Source organism: Rugamonas apoptosis, assembly GCF_014042355.1.
In the GTDB taxonomy this organism is placed as follows: Bacteria; Pseudomonadota; Gammaproteobacteria; order Burkholderiales; family Burkholderiaceae_D; genus Rugamonas; species Rugamonas apoptosis.
Genome location: NZ_JACEZU010000005.1, coordinates 336,688 through 351,763 on the forward strand (window position 1 = coordinate 336,688; position 15,076 = coordinate 351,763).

Genomic DNA, 15,076 nt, shown 5'->3' on the forward strand with positions numbered 1-15,076 from the left:
TGTGGGATTGCTGAAACTGAACCGCCATCACCCGCCCCTTTGCGGTTCAGTCCGTAAGGGGGCATACTCTCGTCTGTAAGCCATGATTTGATGATATGAGGACGCGAGTTTGATGGAAATGCGCTGGAAACGGTGGGTGGCAGGTGGGGCGGGCGTGATGGCCGTGTACGCGGGAGCGGGTTTTGGACTGTTGCCGCAGATCATCAAAATCCAGGTGCCCAAGATCGGGCAATCCGTGCTGGAACGGCAGATGTCGGTGGGGGACGTGCGCTTCAATCCCTACACGCTGCGGCTGGAGGTGGTCGACTTCCGCCTGGCCGAAGCCAACGGCGCGCCGCTGTTCTCGGCCGGCCAACTGACGGTGGACCTGGAATGGCGCTCGCTGTTCCGTCGCGCCTGGACCCTGGCCGAAGTGCGCCTGACGGCGCCGCAAGCGCTGCTGGCCGTCGGCGCCGACGGCAGCTTCAACATCGCGCAGTTGATGGATACGCTGAACCGCCGTCCGCACGAGGAAAGCAGCGGCATGCCACGCCTGTCCATCGCCAGCCTGGTGCTGGAACAGGGCAAGCTGACGCTGCGCGACCAGCGCGCCGGCTATGCGGACGAATACACGCCCATCGATTTCAAGCTGGCCAACCTGAGCACCCTGCCCGACGAAAACGGCAGCTACACCTTCAGCGCCGACGCCACCGGCGGCGGCACGCTGCGCTGGCGCGGCGACGCCAGCCTCAATCCCATCGGCGGCAAGGGCGAACTGGTGCTCGACAAGGTCGCCCTGCCCGGTGTGGCCGCCTACCTCAAGCCCTACACGCGCGCCAGCGTGACGGCCGGCCTGCTGTCGGCCAAGCTGCCCTACCATTTCAGCTACCAGGACGGCAAGTTCGACGCCGGCCTCGATGGCGCGGCACTGGGCGTGCACGACCTGGCTGTGGCCCAGGGCACGCCGGCCGCTACCTTCGCCGCGTTGAAGACCTTCGAGCTGACGGGCGTGCAGGCCAACCTGGCCACCCGCTCGGCCTCCATCGAGCGCCTGAGCGCGGCGGACGGTAAATTCTCTCTGCACCGCAATGCCAAGGGCGAACTGGATCTGGCCCAATTGGGCGCACCCGAAACGCCGAAGCCTGCCACGGCGGCGGTGCCGACTGCCCCCTCCGCACCTGCGGCATCTGCGGGCTCCGTTGCGGCCGCACCCACACCAGCCAAGGCGGCGAGTACACCATCTGCGTCCAGCACGGCCAACGCCACGCCGGCGCCGGCCAAGCCGAGCGCCCCGCCACCGCCGTGGAAGCTGCAACTCAAGCAGCTCGACTTTGACCGGCTCGCATTCGATGCCATCGACGAAACAGCCAGCCCCGCGCTCAAGGTAAGCATGGCTCAGGCCCAACTGCATTTGCACCTGCAAGCGGAACAAGCACCGGCCGGGGTCAAGCTCAATCTCGATGGCGCCACCTTCTCGCTGGCCGACCTGACCATCGCCAGCGGCAGCCAAACCCCATTCAAGCTGGGTGAACTGGGCTTCACGGACGGCAGCATCGACCTGGCTGGCCATCGCGCCACCTTTGGCCGCCTGTATGCGGACGGCGGCCAGTTGCAACTGGCGTTCGACGCTAAGGGCAAATTGGCCCTGCTGGACCATTTGCCGGGCGGCGGCAAGGCCGCACCAACGGCCGACAAGTCCCCGGCGGCAGGCAAGCCAGCACCTGCATCATCGACCGCATCTGTCACCACAACAGCGGCCAAACCCGGCGCCGCACCCGCCACCGCGCCGGAAGCGACTGCCGGCACGCCATGGCAAGTGAACGCCAAAAGCGTGGAGCTGAACAAGTTCTCGGCCGCGTATTCCGACCAGGGCACGGGCATCAAGGCCAATGTGCAGGACTTCAACCTCAGACTCGATGACGTCAGCAATGACCTGAAGCAGGCCATCAAGTTCCAGGCCGGGCTGGCCGTGCGCGAGGGCGGAAAACTGTCCGCACAGGGCTCGCTGGTCCCGGCCACAGGCGCAGTCGATACAGCCGTCGAGGTCAAGCAACTGGCGCTGGCGCCCGTGCAGCCGATGCTGGCCAAGTTCGTGAAACTGAAACTGGCCAGCGGCACCGTCTCCGCGCGCGGCCAGTTGAGCACCAAACCCGGTCCCGCCAACCGCACCAGCGTGCGCTACGTGGGCGCGTTCGATGTGTCCAACCTGGCGCTCAACGAGGACGACGGCGACCGCTTCGCCAGCTGGAAAGCAGTACGCACGGACAAGCTGACGCTGAGCATGGCGCCAGACCTGCTCGATATTCCGGAACTGCGCATCGTCGAACCGAACGCCAAACTGATCATCGAGAACGACCGCAGCCTCAACGCGGCGCGCCTGCTGGTGGAACCGGCCAACGGGGCGGCAAGCAGCGCGCCAGTGCCGGCTGCGGGCACCGCCAGCGTGCCGGCCAAGCCGGCGGCTTCGGTGGCCTCTGCCTCCCCGGCGGCCAAGACGACGGTGGCAGCGGCCAAACCGGCGGCGCCCGCCAGCCAGCCTTTCCCCGTCCATGTCCAGCGCATGCGGCTGCAGAACGCCAAGCTCGATTTCACCGACTTGAGCCTGCGGCCCCAATTCAGCGCCAAAATTTATGAACTGGGCGGCGTCATCACCGGCCTGTCGTCCAAGCGCGATGCACGCAGCCAGGTGGAACTGGATGGCCGCGTGGACGAATTCGGGATGGCCCGGGTGCGCGGCCAGCTCAATCCGTTCGCGGCCAGCGAGAACACGGACCTGAACGTCATCTTCAAGAACGTGGACATGGTGTCGGCCTCGCCGTACACGATGAAGTTCGCCGGCTACAAGATCGCCCAAGGCAAAATCTCGCTGGACCTGGAATATAAAGTGCGCCAGAACCAGCTGCAAGGCAATAACCACATCGTGCTCGACCAGCTCACCCTGGGTGAGCGCATTGACAGCCCGGACGCGCTCAAGCTGCCGCTGGAACTGGCGCTGGCCATCCTCAAGGACAGCGACGGCCGCATCGACCTGGGCCTGCCGGTGGCGGGCGACATGAACGATCCGCAGTTCAGCTACGGCGCCGTGGTGTGGAAAGCCGTGGGCAATGTGCTGACCAAGATCGTGACGGCGCCGTTCCGCGCGCTGGGCAACCTGTTCGGCATCAGCGGCGACAAGCTGGAAGCGATCAGCTTCGATCCCGGCAGCGAAGTGCTGTTGCCGCCGGAGCGCGCCAAGCTGGCGCAAGTGGCGCAGATCCTGGCCAAGCGCGCCCAGCTCACCCTGGCCGTGCCGGGCCAGTACAGCGAACAGGCCGACGGCGCCGCCTTGCGCGGACGCGCCGTGCGGCGCGAGATCGCCAAGCGGGCCGGCATCAAGCTGGAAGCGGGCGAGGAACCGGGGCCGCTGGACCTGAACAGCAGCCCGGTGCGCAGTGCGCTGCGCAGCCTGTACGGCGAGCGTTTCGGTTCGGCGGAACTGGACAAGGAAAAGAAGGCGGCCGAGGCGGCGGCAGCGGTCCCCGTTGCCGCTACCAGCACCGCCAGCGCCAGCGAAGCTACTGCAGCCAACGCGGCCAGCGACGCCCCCAATGCTCAGCCGGCCCCCGGCCAGAAGAAACTGGCCGTATGGCAGAAGCTGGGTAAGCTGATCCAGGGCGAACCGCAAGTAGCCGACGCCAGCGGCTTCTATCGCGCGCTGCAAACCAAGCTGGAACAGCGCCAGGCCCTGCCGGCCGACGCCCTCACCCGCCTGGGCACGCTGCGTGCCAGCGCCATCGTGGCCGCGCTCACCGAGGGTGGCGTCAACCCGGCCAGCACCCGCGCCACGGCGCCGGAAGCGGTGCCGGCCGAGGTGGGCCAGCCGGTCAATCTCAAACTGGGGCTGTCGGCCAAATAAGTGCCCGCGCCCCCACCTCCCACCCCGCGAATTCTTGGTTGACTTTGTAGCCACAAACCATTACATTCGCGGGGTTTTCATTTTATGGAGCCCCGTCATGGGCAGTTGTTCAGGTGATTGTAGTGGTCAGCTTCGCGCTGACGCCGCCAGAGCAAGATAACGCAGGATAATCTCCCGCCGTCATCTCGCCGCTCGCGGATGACGGTATCTCCAGGCCGACCCCGGTCCGCCTTCCGATGTACCATTCCCTTTTACCACCGGCCGCGCCGGCGCATGCGATCACCGCGTGCTCACGCGGCGAGGGGGAATGCATCGTCAGTCACACTACGCCACAAGTTTTACCGTCGTGCCGTCCACAGGGGACGGCGCCAGGTCACGACCGGATGCGCCGCGCGCGCTCCCTTGTAGCGAGAGTTTTATGAAGAATCAACGCATCAGCACTCCCGGCGCCCCGCAGCCGGCCCCATCGTCCACGCCGCGCCTGCGCAGCTGGCTGAAAAAACTCGGCCCTGGCCTGATCACGGGCGCGGCCGACGACGACCCAAGCGGCATCGCCACGTATTCGCAGGCCGGCGCCCAGTTCGGCCCCAACCTGCTGTGGACCATGTTCTTCACCTACCCGCTGATGGTGGGGATCCAGGTGGTCAGCGCCCGTATCGGCCGCGTCACCGGCATGGGACTGGCCGGCAATATCCGCACCCACTTCCCGCGCTGGCTGCTGTATGCGATCGTCAGCCTGCTGCTGGTGGCCAACACCATCAACATCGCGGCCGACGTGTCGGCCATGGGCGAGGCGCTGCGCTTGCTCGTTGGCGGCTCGTCGCACCTGTACGCGGCCTGCTTCGGCGTGGTGTCGCTGGTGCTGCAGATCGTGGTGCCGTATTCGCGCTATGTGCGCGTGCTCAAGTGGCTCACGCTGGCCCTGCTGGCCTACGTGGGCGTGGTGTTCGCCGTCCACATCTCGTGGGGCGAAGTGGCGCTGTCGCTGGTCGCGCCCAAGCTGGACTGGAACGCCGCCACCATCACCACCATCGTGGCCGTATTCGGCACCACCATCAGCCCCTACCTGTTCTTCTGGCAGGCGTCGCAGGAAGTGGAGGAAATGGAGGCCGACCCGAATCGCCGGCCGTTGCGGGAAGCGCCGGAACAGGCCCGCCCCAGCTTCCGCCGCATCAAGATCGACACCTACCTGGGTATGGGCTTCTCCAACCTGGTGGCCTTCTTCATCATATTGACCACGGCCGTCACGCTGCACGTGCAAGGCATCACGACCATCCAGACTTCGGCCGAGGCGGCCACCGCGCTGCGCCCCATCGCCGGCGAATTCGCCTTCCTGCTGTTCGCGGCCGGCATCATCGGCACCGGCCTGCTGGCTGTGCCCGTGCTGGCCGGTTCGGCCGCCTACGCCATCGCCGGCGCGTTCGAGTGGAAGAAAGGGCTGGAACACAAGCTGTTCGACGCCAAGGGCTTCTACGGCATCATCGCCATCTCCACCCTGGTGGGCGTGGCGCTGGGCTTCACGCCGATCGATCCGATCAAGGCACTGTACTGGAGCGCCGTCATCAACGGCGTGATCTCGGTGCCCATCATGGGCGTGATGATGATCATGGGCGCCAACAGCAAAGTGATGGGCCGCTTCGTCGTCACCCGCCAACTCAAGTGGCTGGGCTGGCTGGCCACAGGCGCCATGGCCTTGGCCGTAGTGGCCATGTTCCTCACCCTCGACCTCTCCTAACAGAAGACAACAACACGATGACGAAAAACGCCACCCGCCACCTGCTGGCCGCCCCGTTCTGCCTGCTGTCGCTGGCCCAGGCCCACGCACAGAGCACCGCCGCCGACCAGAGTGCTGCGCCGGAAACGTGGGCCATCCACGGCCAGTTCACCAACGTCACCCAGGGCCACAACCGTTTCGCCTCGCCCTACCAGGGCCAGAACAGCCTGGACGCGGCCGGCCGCACCGAGGAAACCAGCGACATCACGCTGTACGCGGGCGTGCGCCTGCCCGGCGGTACGGAACTGTGGCTCAATCCCGAGATCGACCAGGGCTTCGGCCTCAGTAACACGGTCGGCATGGCGGGCTTCCCCAGCGGCGAGGCGTACAAGGTGGGCGCGAACACGCCCTACCTGCGCCTGCCGCGTGCCTTCCTGCGCCACACCTTCGCGCTGGGCGGCCAACAGGAAGCCGTGGAAGCGGCGCCGAACCAGCTGGGCGGCGTCCGCGCGCAGGACAATGTGGTGCTGACGGCCGGTAAATTCTCCGTCACCGACGTGTTCGACACCAACAGCTACGCCCACGATCCGCGCGGCGACTTCCTGAACTGGTCGCTGATCGACGCCGGCGCCTTCGATTACGCGGCCGACGCTTGGGGCTTCACCTACGGCGCGGCGCTGGAATGGAACCAGGGCAGCCGCACGGCGCGCGCCGGCGTGTTCCAGCTGTCGGCCGAACCGAACGGCAAGATCATCCGCCCCAAATTCAATCAAGTCATGCTGGTGGCGGAGCTGGAGCAGCGCTACCAGTGGGACGGCCATGGCGGCAAGGTCAAGCTGCTGGGCTTCGCCAACCACGCCAGCATGGCGCGCTACGCGGACGCCGTACGCCAGGCGGCGGCCTCCGTACCCAATGTGCCGGACGTGGCCGGCGTGCGCCGCACGGCCTGGCGCACGGGGATGGCCGTCAATGTGGAGCAGGAACTGACGGCCGACGTGGGCCTGTTCGCGCGCGCCAGCATGAACGATGGCGCCAAGGAAGCGTATGAGTTCACGGAGATCAACCGTTCGCTGTCGGGCGGCGTGGCCATCAAAGGCGCGGCCTGGGGCCGGCCGGACGACACGGTGGGCGTGGCGGCCGTGGTCAACGGCCTGTCGGGCGACGCGCGCGCCTATTTCGCGCAAGGCGGCATGGGTATCCTGATCGGCGACGGCGGCCTGCGCTATGGCACCGAGAAGGTCATGGAAGCCTACTACGCGGCCCGCCTGGGCAAGCAACTGAGCCTGACGCTGGACTTGCAGGAAGCGAGCAACCCGGCCTACAACCGCAGCCGCGGCCCGGTCCACCTGCTGGCCGCGCGCGTGCACGCGGAGTTCTGACGGCGGCGGGTCATCTCGCCGCGCCACGGTGGACGGGGCCGCCCGTCCACCTCCTGCGCGTACTTCAAAATAGGACGATAATTGAACGCTCCTTACTTCCCACATCACCACACATGACCGCTCTCGCTGCCTTCCCCATCACGGCCAAGTGGCCGGCCACCCGTCCCGAACGCCTGCAACTATATTCGCTGCCCACGCCCAACGGCGTGAAAGTCTCCATCGCGCTGGAGGAAACGGGCTTGCCGTATGAAGCCCACCTGGTCAGCTTCGACAGCAACGACCAGATGTCGCCCGAGTTCCTGTCACTCAATCCGAACAACAAGATCCCGGCCATCATCGATCCCAATGGGCCGGACGGCAAACCGCTGGCCCTGTTCGAATCGGGCGCCATCCTGCTCTACCTGGCCGAAAAGACCGGCCAGTTGCTGCCCAAGGACGCCGCAGGCCGCTACGAAACCATCCAGTGGCTGATGTTCCAGATGGGCGGCGTCGGCCCCATGTTCGGCCAGGTCGGCTTCTTCCACAAGTTCGCCGGCCGCGAGTACGAGGACAAGCGTCCGCGCGACCGCTACGTGGCCGAATCGGCGCGCCTGCTGGGCGTGCTGGAACAACGGCTGGCCGGGCGCGACTGGATCATGGGGTCGCAATACACGATCGCCGATATCGCCATCCTGCCATGGGTGCGCAACCTGATCGGGTTCTATGAGGCTGGTGAACTGGTGCACATCGAGCGTTTCCCCAACGTGCAGCGGGTGCTGGCCGCCTTCGTGGAACGGCCGGCCGTGGCCCGCGGGCTCGCCATTCCCGCGCGAGGCTGAGGCGGCGGCGGTGCGCCGCCGCCAGCCAGACGATGCCAGGCTATTGCAGGTTAATCGCCGACAGGGTGCCGACCGTATCGAGGATGTACAGGATACCGTTGCTGGAGATGCCCAGCTCCCCCCCAAACGGATAGCGCCATACGACTTGATGCGTGCTCAAGTCGACCGCCACGGTCCCGGTCGGCGCTGATAGGAAGGCCAGATTGCGGGTCACGACCACGCGTTCGAAGTCATCATATCCCGGCAATTGCATGGTCCACATCAACGCGCCGTCGGCCGCCGCGCGCGCCTCCAACACCCGTCCCACGCCGTTGGTCGCATACACGACGCCATTGGCATACGCCGGTTCACCGATCGGCGTGCCCTTGACGGACCACGCCACGCTGCGCTGAGCGACGTCGAACGCGACCAGCCGGTTCTGCTGCCAGAACAAGACCCTGGCATCGGCCACGATGACCGTGCCCTCCCGGACGAACACCTGGCTGTAATCGGGATCGACGATGGACCATGCCTCCGCCCCGGTACCCAGGTTGTAGCCCTTCAGTTGCCCACCACTGTAGCCGTATATGTTACGCGCGTCCACCGCGGGGGTACGCGCCTGGTTGGAGACGCCCCCAAACTGGCGCCAGGCGAATTTGTTCCCCAGGCTGGAGAATTTACTGAGGTAAGGCGTGCCAGAGTTGACGGTCGCGAAATACACGTCCGTGCCGACCACGTTGGGCGCCATCGCCACCGGCAGTTCCGAGCTGATGCCGGTCTTGCCAAGCAGCGCCCCATTGCGCTGGTCGTAGGTCGAGAAACTGGCCGCGCTCGCCGTCGCCGACAGCGTGTAGACCTGGCCATTCGCCACCGCTGGAGCGGTCGCCGCCAAACCCAGGCCTAACGGCGCGCGCCACGCCTGGGCGCCGGAGTCCTCATTCATGGCCGCCAGCACGTAGCCTTGAGTACTATCGTAGACCGTTAAGTAGACCATACCATGGTCGATGGCGACGCCACTGTGCCCGTGATCAATCCCGGCGGCGTTGGCGACGGTCGGCACTTGCCAGCGCCGGGTGAATTTGGTCGCATCGAAACTGGCCGGCACATAACCCGTATGGGCGGCATTGCCTTGATAGGTGGACCACGCGACCAGGCCCGGCACCGCGACCAGGCCGCCCTGATTGGATGTCGCTTGCACGGCCAGCGTCAACGGCAGGATCCAGGGCGAGCCAGGCACCGGTTGATGGCACACGGCGGGATCATCACGACACAAGCGCACTTCCACCTTGCCGCTGTAGTTCCCCACCGCAAGGCCGGCGGCACTCGTCAATCGGGTGTGGAAGCCGTCCTTGGTCATGCCGCTGACATCGCCCACCGTGATCAGGTCGCTGGGAGCGATAATCTTGATCTGATAGCGCTGTCCAACCAGATCGCCGCTGATCGTGGCCGCGAGATCGAGATAAACCGGCTGACCTGGATAGGCCGTCAAGTTCACGGCGGACTCCGACAAGGTCAAGCGCTTGGCCGCCTCGGCGGTTGACTTCAGATTCATCTGGACCGGCACATGCCACGGCGAGCCGGGCAACGGTTGCTGGCAGACCACCGGATTGTCCTCGCATACGCGCACCTCCAGATTGACCTGACGGGGCCCACTGGCCAAGGTGGGCGAGGTCATCAGATCGGCCCGGTAACGCAGGTCGCTCAAGGCCGTGACGGTGACGTCGGTGGTGATGGAACCACTGCCGTCGATCACGGCAACATTGAAGGGTTTGGCGAAGGTGCGGCTCGACGTGGCGGTGATGGTGAACGGGACGCTCTCACCCACGTAACCCGTGATTTCGGGCTGGGAAACGGTAAAACTCAGCCATGCTCCCTCGGGATCGGGCGCGGCCGGCGCCGTGCTGGATGAACCGCCGCCACCGCCACCGCCGCAGCCGGCCAACAACCAGCCCAGCAACAGTGGCGCTGCAAAAATGTTCGTCATACGCATATCAAGTACTCATCATCCTTATGAAATTGCACAACACAATTTCTTATCGGAGTGCATTATACTTAATTTATACGCAATAATTTACGTTGCAACAACTAGTTAGGTCAGCGGCGCCGGCCAGCAGTTCGGCGCAGGACAGGCGCGACTCCTGATACATTTCCGAGCCGAACAACACGGTGCAACGGATGGCCTGCATCTGTAGCGCCAGTTGCTCCTGGCCGCAACGTTGATATAGCGCGCCGGCGCTGGCCACGCTGTGGAGCGCCGCATGGTGCAGCCGCATGCGGCTCTGCCCAGTCAGATTACTGATGAGCAGTATCCCACGAAGTCCGGGCACGCGGCGACAATGTGGCCTGCCAACTACAAGCCATGTCATGCGCGCATGCGGGCTGCTTCTTTGCTAGCAACGGTCAGCTGTGCGAGAATCGACGGATTTTGCGGCCCGGCCGGCAACCGCCGGCCCCGGAACGACGCCAGGAGAAAAGATGTCAGGTGAGCATAACGAACTCAAACGCGGATTGAAGAGCCGCCACATCCAGCTGATCGCGCTGGGTGGGGCGATAGGCACCGGGCTATTTCTCGGTATCGCGCAAACCATCCAGATGGCCGGACCGTCCGTCCTGCTCGGTTACGCCGTGGCCGGGGTGATCGCCTTCCTCATCATGCGCCAGCTGGGCGAAATGGTGGTCGACGAACCCGTGGCCGGCTCGTTCAGTTATTTCGCCAATAAGTACTGCGGCCACCAGGCCGGCTTCATGTCAGGCTGGAATTACTGGGTGCTGTATGTGCTGGTCAGCATGGCCGAATTGTCGGCCGTGGGGATCTACGTGCAGTACTGGTGGCCGGGCATCCCGACGTGGATGTCGGCGCTGGCCTTTTTCCTCATCATCAATTCCATCAGCCTGAGCAACGTGAAAGCGTTTGGCGAGATGGAATTCTGGTTCGCTATCATCAAGGTGGCGGCCATCGTCGGCATGATAGGCTACGGCGGCTGGCTGCTGCTGTCGGGCGGCGCGGGCCCCGAGGCTGCCGTGGCCAACCTGTGGCAGCACGGTGGCTTCTTCCCCAACGGCGTGAGCGGACTGGTGATGGCCATGGCCGTCATCATGTTCTCGTTCGGCGGGCTGGAACTGGTGGGCATCACGGCGGCCGAGGCGGACAATCCCTCCGTTACCATCCCGAAGGCAACCAACCAGGCCATCTACCGCATCCTGATTTTCTACATCGGCGCGCTGGGCATCCTGCTGTCGCTCTACCCGTGGCAGAAAGTGGTCAGCGGCGGCAGCCCGTTCGTGCTGATCTTCCATGCCTTGAACAGCAACCTGGTGGCCAACGCGCTGAACGCCGTGGTGCTGACGGCCGCGCTGTCCGTGTATAACAGCGGCGTGTATTGCAACACCCGCATGCTGTACGGCCTGGCCCAGCAAGGCAACGCGCCGCGCATGCTGCTCAAGGTGAATGCACGCGGCGTGCCGCTGGCGGCGCTGGGCGTATCGGCCGTGGCCACGGGCGCCTGCGTGGCGGTCAACTACTTCATGCCGGGCAAGGCGTTCGAAGTGTTGATGGGATTGGTGGTGTCGGCGCTCATCATCAACTGGGGCATGATCAGCTGGATCCACCTGCGCTTCCGCGCGCAGAAACGGGCGGCGGGCCAAATGACGGCATTCCGCAGCCTGGGCTACCCATTGACCAACTACCTGTGCCTGGTGTTCCTGGCCGGTATCCTGGTGGTGATGTATCTGACGCCGGACCTGCGGCTGTCCGTGTATCTGCTGCCCGTGTGGCTGATCGCGCTGGCCATCGGCTACCGCCTGCGGCCCAAGGGCACGCCCAACGGAGACGGCGCTCTGGCGCAAGCGCCGCGCTGACGCCATGCGATGCGGGGACGGACGCCGGCGTCCGTTCCCGCGTTCGTCCCCGCTTTCCTCGCCGTCCTTGCGTCAGGCAGTCTTCGCTTCCTGCAGCCCCAGCTCCTGCTTCATCAGGTCGCGGATCTTGAACTTCTGGATCTTGCCCGTGATCGTCATCGGGAATTCCTCCACGAAGCGGATGTGGCGGGGTACCTTGTGGTAGGCGATCTGGCCTTCGCAGAATTTGCGCACGCCCTCCTCCGTCAAGCTCTGGCCCGGCTTGACGACGATCCAGGCACACAGTTCCTCGCCATATTTCGTATCCGGCACGCCCACCACCTGCACGTCCTGCACGGCCGGATGGCGGTACAGGAATTCCTCGATCTCGCGCGGGTAGATGTTCTCGCCGCCCCGGATCACCATGTCCTTGATGCGGCCCACGATGTTGACGTAGCCTTCCTCGTTCATGGTGGCCAGGTCGCCCGTATGCATCCAGCCGTCAGCGTCGATGGCTTCGCGGGTCTGGGTCTCATCGCCCCAGTAGCCCTGCATCACCGAGTAACCGCGCGTGCACAGTTCGCCCGGCTGGTTGCGGGCCGTGACGGCGCCCGTCTCAGGATCGACGATCTGCACTTCCAGGTGGTCGCGCACCATGCCGACCGTGGACACGCGCATCGCCAGCGGCGTATCGGTGCCGCTCTGGCAGCTCACCGGGCTGGTCTCCGTCATGCCGTAGGCGATCGTCACTTCCGACATGTGCATGTCGCCCACCACCCGCTTCATCACCTCCACCGGGCACGGCGAGCCGGCCATGATGCCGGTGCGCAGCGTGGACAGGTCGAATTCGCCAAAGCGCGGATGATCCAGCTCCGCGATGAACATGGTGGGCACGCCGTGCAGCACCGTGCAGCGTTCGTCCTGCACCGCCTGCAGCACGGCCAACGGTTCGAAGCCGCTGCTCGGATAAACGATGCAAGCGCCGTGCGTGAGGCTGGCCAGATTACCCAGCACCATGCCGAAACAGTGGTACAGCGGCACCGGGATGCACAGGCGGTCGCGGTCCGTCAGCTTCATGGCTTCGCCCACGAAGAAGCCGTTATTCAGGATATTGCGGTGGGTGAGCGTGGCCCCTTTGGGGAAGCCCGTGGTGCCGCTGGTGAACTGGATGTTGATGGCCTGTTCCGGCCGCACGCCGGCCGCGGCCGCGCGCACGCGCGCGTCGTCCGCCTGCCCACCGGCCAGCAGCGCGGAAAAGCGCAGCATGCCCGCTTCCTCGGCGCCGGCGCCCGCCTCGTCTATCCACACCACGGCGCGCAGGTCCGGCAGGCGCGCGCAATGCAGCGCGCCCGGTGCGGCGCTGGCCAGTTCCGGCGCCAGTTCCCGGATCATGGACAGGTAGTCGCTGGTCTTGAAGCGGGCCATGCTGACCAGGGCCTTGCAGCCGACCTTGTTGAGCGCATACTCCAGCTCCGCCACGCGGTAGGCCGGGTTGATGTTCACCAGGATCAGGCCAAGGCGGGCCGTGGCCAGTTGCATCAGCACCCATTCCACGTTGTTGTGCGACCAGATGGCGATGCGGTCGCCCGTGGCCAGCCCGGCGCCCAGCAGCGCGCTGGCCAGGCGATTGACCTCGGTCTGCAGTTCACGGTAGGTGTAGCGGCGTTGCTGGTGCAGGCTGACCAGCGCTTCGGCGTCCGGATGGCGCGCCACGATGGTGTCGAAATAATCGCCGATGGTGTGCTCGATCAGCGGCTTGTCGGTTGCGCCGCGGGCATAGCTTTGCTCAATCTGGTACTGCGTCATGTAAGTCTCCTGTCATTGCACTTTTGTTCAATTTTGAATCAAATCATTTGATTTATTTATGTAACGATACCGCAATCGGCAGCCCGGACGGCGCACTTTTTGCGGCTGCCATGACTTTGAGACGAGATTGAAACAACAGCGGCGGAAAATCGAACGAAATTAACAAGATGTAAGCGCAGTGTAAGGCTGCGTCCTGCCCCGGCGATGACAAATCAGCGCGCATCGACGCGCCTGGAAAACGACAAGGGAGGCACATGGCCTCCCTTGTTTCAAGCATGGACAGGACGTCCGTCTCAGGACACGGCTCCCCCCAGTTCATGCATCGGCACCTTGTAGGTTTCACGCGCCGTCGCCACGGAAATGGCCGAGACGACGCTGGTGGCCGTCACGAACACGGCGACCGGCACCCAGCCGCCCGCCCCTGGTTGCAGGATGGCGGCGCTGATGGTGGGCGCGAAGCCGCCCAGCGCGAAGCCGATCTGGGTGCCGATCGCCATGCCGGACAGGCGCACCCGCGTGTTGAACATTTCGCCATACAGCGAAGGCCAGACGCCGTTGGCCGCGCTATACACCACTCCCGACAGCAGCAGACCGAAAGTGAAGATCAGGGGCACGTTGACGGCGGCGATGCTCCACATGTAGGGCCAGATCAGCGCGGCCGAGCCGAGCGCGCCGAAGATGAACACCGGCTTGCGGCCGATACGGTCGGCCAGCGTGGCGAACAGGGGGATCGCACCCAGCGCCACCACATTGGCCAGCACCAGCAGCGTGAGCATGGTGGAGCGCGGGATATGCATGGTGTTGACCGCGTACGACAGCGTAAACACGCCGAAGATGGTGCTGACCACCGACACCAGCGCGGCGAAGATCACCCGCACCAGGTTGGCCTTGTGGTGCTGAAACAGCTGGGCCACGGGCATGCGGTCAGCTTTATCAGCGCGTTCCTCGGTGAACGCTGGCGTCTCCGGCAGCGTGCGGCGCACCCACATACCCACCGCCACCACCACGGCGCTGAGGAAGAAGGGAATCCGCCACCCCCAGGCCAGCAACTGGTCTTCCGGCAGCGCGGAGATAGGCAGGAACACCAGCGTGGCCAGGATCAGGCCCGCCTGGGTGCCGCTCAACGTGAAACTGGTGAAGAAGGCGCGCCGATGGGCCGGTGCGTGCTCCAGCGTCATGGAATTGGCGCCCGCCTGTTCGCCGGCCGCCGACAGCCCTTGCAGCATGCGCAGCACTACCAGCAAAATGGGCGCGGCGATGCCGATCTGGCTGTAGGTGGGCAGCAGCCCCACCATGAAGGTCGAAATCCCCATCAGCAGCAGCGTGAACGTGAGCACCTTCTTGCGGCCGTATTTATCGCCCACGTGGCCCAGCAGGACAGCGCCGATCGGGCGGGTGACGTAGCCCACGCCAAACGTGGCGAAAGCGGCGATGGTGGCGGTGGCCGGATCGAAGGCCGGGAAGAATATTTTCCCGAACACCAGCGCGGCCGCCGTACCGTAAATGAAAAAGTCGTAGTATTCGACGGCGCTGCCGATCCAGCTCGCAAAGGCCGCCTTGCGGGGCGAACGTTGCGGCTTGGGTTCGCCGGTGGCGGCCTGGCTGCGGGCCGCGCTTGCACTTGCTATAGACATGTCTTCCTCCAGGAACTTGAATGTACCCCGTTTGC

Annotated in this window: 9 protein-coding genes; 5 read left to right on the forward strand and 4 right to left on the reverse strand. The window is 65.1% G+C overall.

Annotation, left to right across the window (positions count from 1 at the left end):
• Positions 1-112 precede the first annotated feature (112 nt).
• The 4 genes from H3H39_RS12550 (at position 113) to H3H39_RS12565 (ending at position 7,785) form a co-directional block, all read left to right on the forward strand.
• Complete coding sequence (locus H3H39_RS12550; protein WP_182153712.1) at positions 113-3,874, forward strand: DUF748 domain-containing protein; 3,762 nt, start codon at positions 113-115, stop codon at positions 3,872-3,874.
• A 418-nt stretch (positions 3,875-4,292) separates the two neighbouring features.
• On the forward strand, positions 4,293-5,609 hold the full coding sequence (locus H3H39_RS12555; RefSeq protein ID WP_182153713.1) for an NRAMP family divalent metal transporter: 1,317 nt from the start codon (positions 4,293-4,295) through the stop codon (positions 5,607-5,609).
• Between the two features lie 17 nt (positions 5,610-5,626).
• The gene (locus tag H3H39_RS12560; RefSeq protein WP_182153714.1) at positions 5,627-6,967 is read left to right on the forward strand and encodes a carbohydrate porin; all 1,341 of its coding nucleotides are present in this window, start codon (positions 5,627-5,629) and stop codon (positions 6,965-6,967) included.
• A gap of 113 nt (positions 6,968-7,080) precedes the next feature.
• Entirely contained in the window at positions 7,081-7,785 is a 705-nt protein-coding gene (locus H3H39_RS12565; protein ID WP_182153715.1) for a glutathione S-transferase N-terminal domain-containing protein, read from the forward strand.
• A 40-nt stretch (positions 7,786-7,825) separates the two neighbouring features.
• Here the strand turns inward: H3H39_RS12565 and H3H39_RS12570 are convergent, their stop codons facing one another.
• Both H3H39_RS12570 and H3H39_RS12575 read right to left on the reverse strand, forming a co-directional pair.
• Positions 7,826-9,748, reverse strand: coding sequence for an outer membrane protein assembly factor BamB family protein (locus H3H39_RS12570; RefSeq protein WP_182153716.1), 1,923 nt, complete (start codon positions 9,746-9,748; stop codon positions 7,826-7,828).
• Between the two features lie 73 nt (positions 9,749-9,821).
• Positions 9,822-10,037, reverse strand: a complete 216-nt coding sequence (locus H3H39_RS12575; RefSeq protein ID WP_182153717.1) for a hypothetical protein — start codon at positions 10,035-10,037, stop codon at positions 9,822-9,824.
• A gap of 202 nt (positions 10,038-10,239) precedes the next feature.
• Here H3H39_RS12575 and H3H39_RS12580 point away from each other — a divergent pair, with 202 nt between their 5' ends.
• A complete protein-coding gene (locus H3H39_RS12580; protein ID WP_182153718.1) occupies positions 10,240-11,622 on the forward strand; it encodes an amino acid permease in 1,383 nt (460 codons plus the stop codon).
• Between the two features lie 72 nt (positions 11,623-11,694).
• On the opposite strand, the gene H3H39_RS12585 is transcribed toward H3H39_RS12580, so the two are convergent.
• Together H3H39_RS12585 and H3H39_RS12590 are read right to left on the reverse strand one after the other, a co-directional pair.
• Positions 11,695-13,407 carry an AMP-binding protein gene (locus H3H39_RS12585; RefSeq protein ID WP_182153719.1) on the reverse strand — a complete coding sequence of 571 codons (1,713 nt, stop codon included), beginning with the start codon at positions 13,405-13,407 and terminating at the stop codon, positions 11,695-11,697.
• Positions 13,408-13,700: 293 nt separating this feature from the next.
• The gene (locus H3H39_RS12590) at positions 13,701-15,041 is read right to left on the reverse strand and encodes an MFS transporter (RefSeq protein WP_182153720.1); all 1,341 of its coding nucleotides are present in this window, start codon (positions 15,039-15,041) and stop codon (positions 13,701-13,703) included.
• Positions 15,042-15,076 lie beyond the last annotated feature (35 nt).

What these genes read in the sequence shown, in the direction of transcription:
- H3H39_RS12550 (WP_182153712.1), top strand. Translation starts at nt 113, where the DNA reads ATGGAAATGCGCTGGAAACGGTGGGTGGCAGGTGGGGCGGGCGTGATG.
- H3H39_RS12555 (WP_182153713.1), top strand. Translation starts at nt 4,293, where the DNA reads ATGAAGAATCAACGCATCAGCACTCCCGGCGCCCCGCAGCCGGCCCCA.
- H3H39_RS12560 (WP_182153714.1), top strand. Translation starts at nt 5,627, where the DNA reads ATGACGAAAAACGCCACCCGCCACCTGCTGGCCGCCCCGTTCTGCCTG.
- H3H39_RS12565 (WP_182153715.1), top strand. Translation starts at nt 7,081, where the DNA reads ATGACCGCTCTCGCTGCCTTCCCCATCACGGCCAAGTGGCCGGCCACC.
- H3H39_RS12570 (WP_182153716.1), bottom strand. Translation starts at nt 9,748, where the DNA reads ATGACGAACATTTTTGCAGCGCCACTGTTGCTGGGCTGGTTGTTGGCC.
- H3H39_RS12575 (WP_182153717.1), bottom strand. Translation starts at nt 10,037, where the DNA reads ATGCGGCTGCACCATGCGGCGCTCCACAGCGTGGCCAGCGCCGGCGCG.
- H3H39_RS12580 (WP_182153718.1), top strand. Translation starts at nt 10,240, where the DNA reads ATGTCAGGTGAGCATAACGAACTCAAACGCGGATTGAAGAGCCGCCAC.
- H3H39_RS12585 (WP_182153719.1), bottom strand. Translation starts at nt 13,407, where the DNA reads ATGACGCAGTACCAGATTGAGCAAAGCTATGCCCGCGGCGCAACCGAC.
- H3H39_RS12590 (WP_182153720.1), bottom strand. Translation starts at nt 15,041, where the DNA reads ATGTCTATAGCAAGTGCAAGCGCGGCCCGCAGCCAGGCCGCCACCGGC.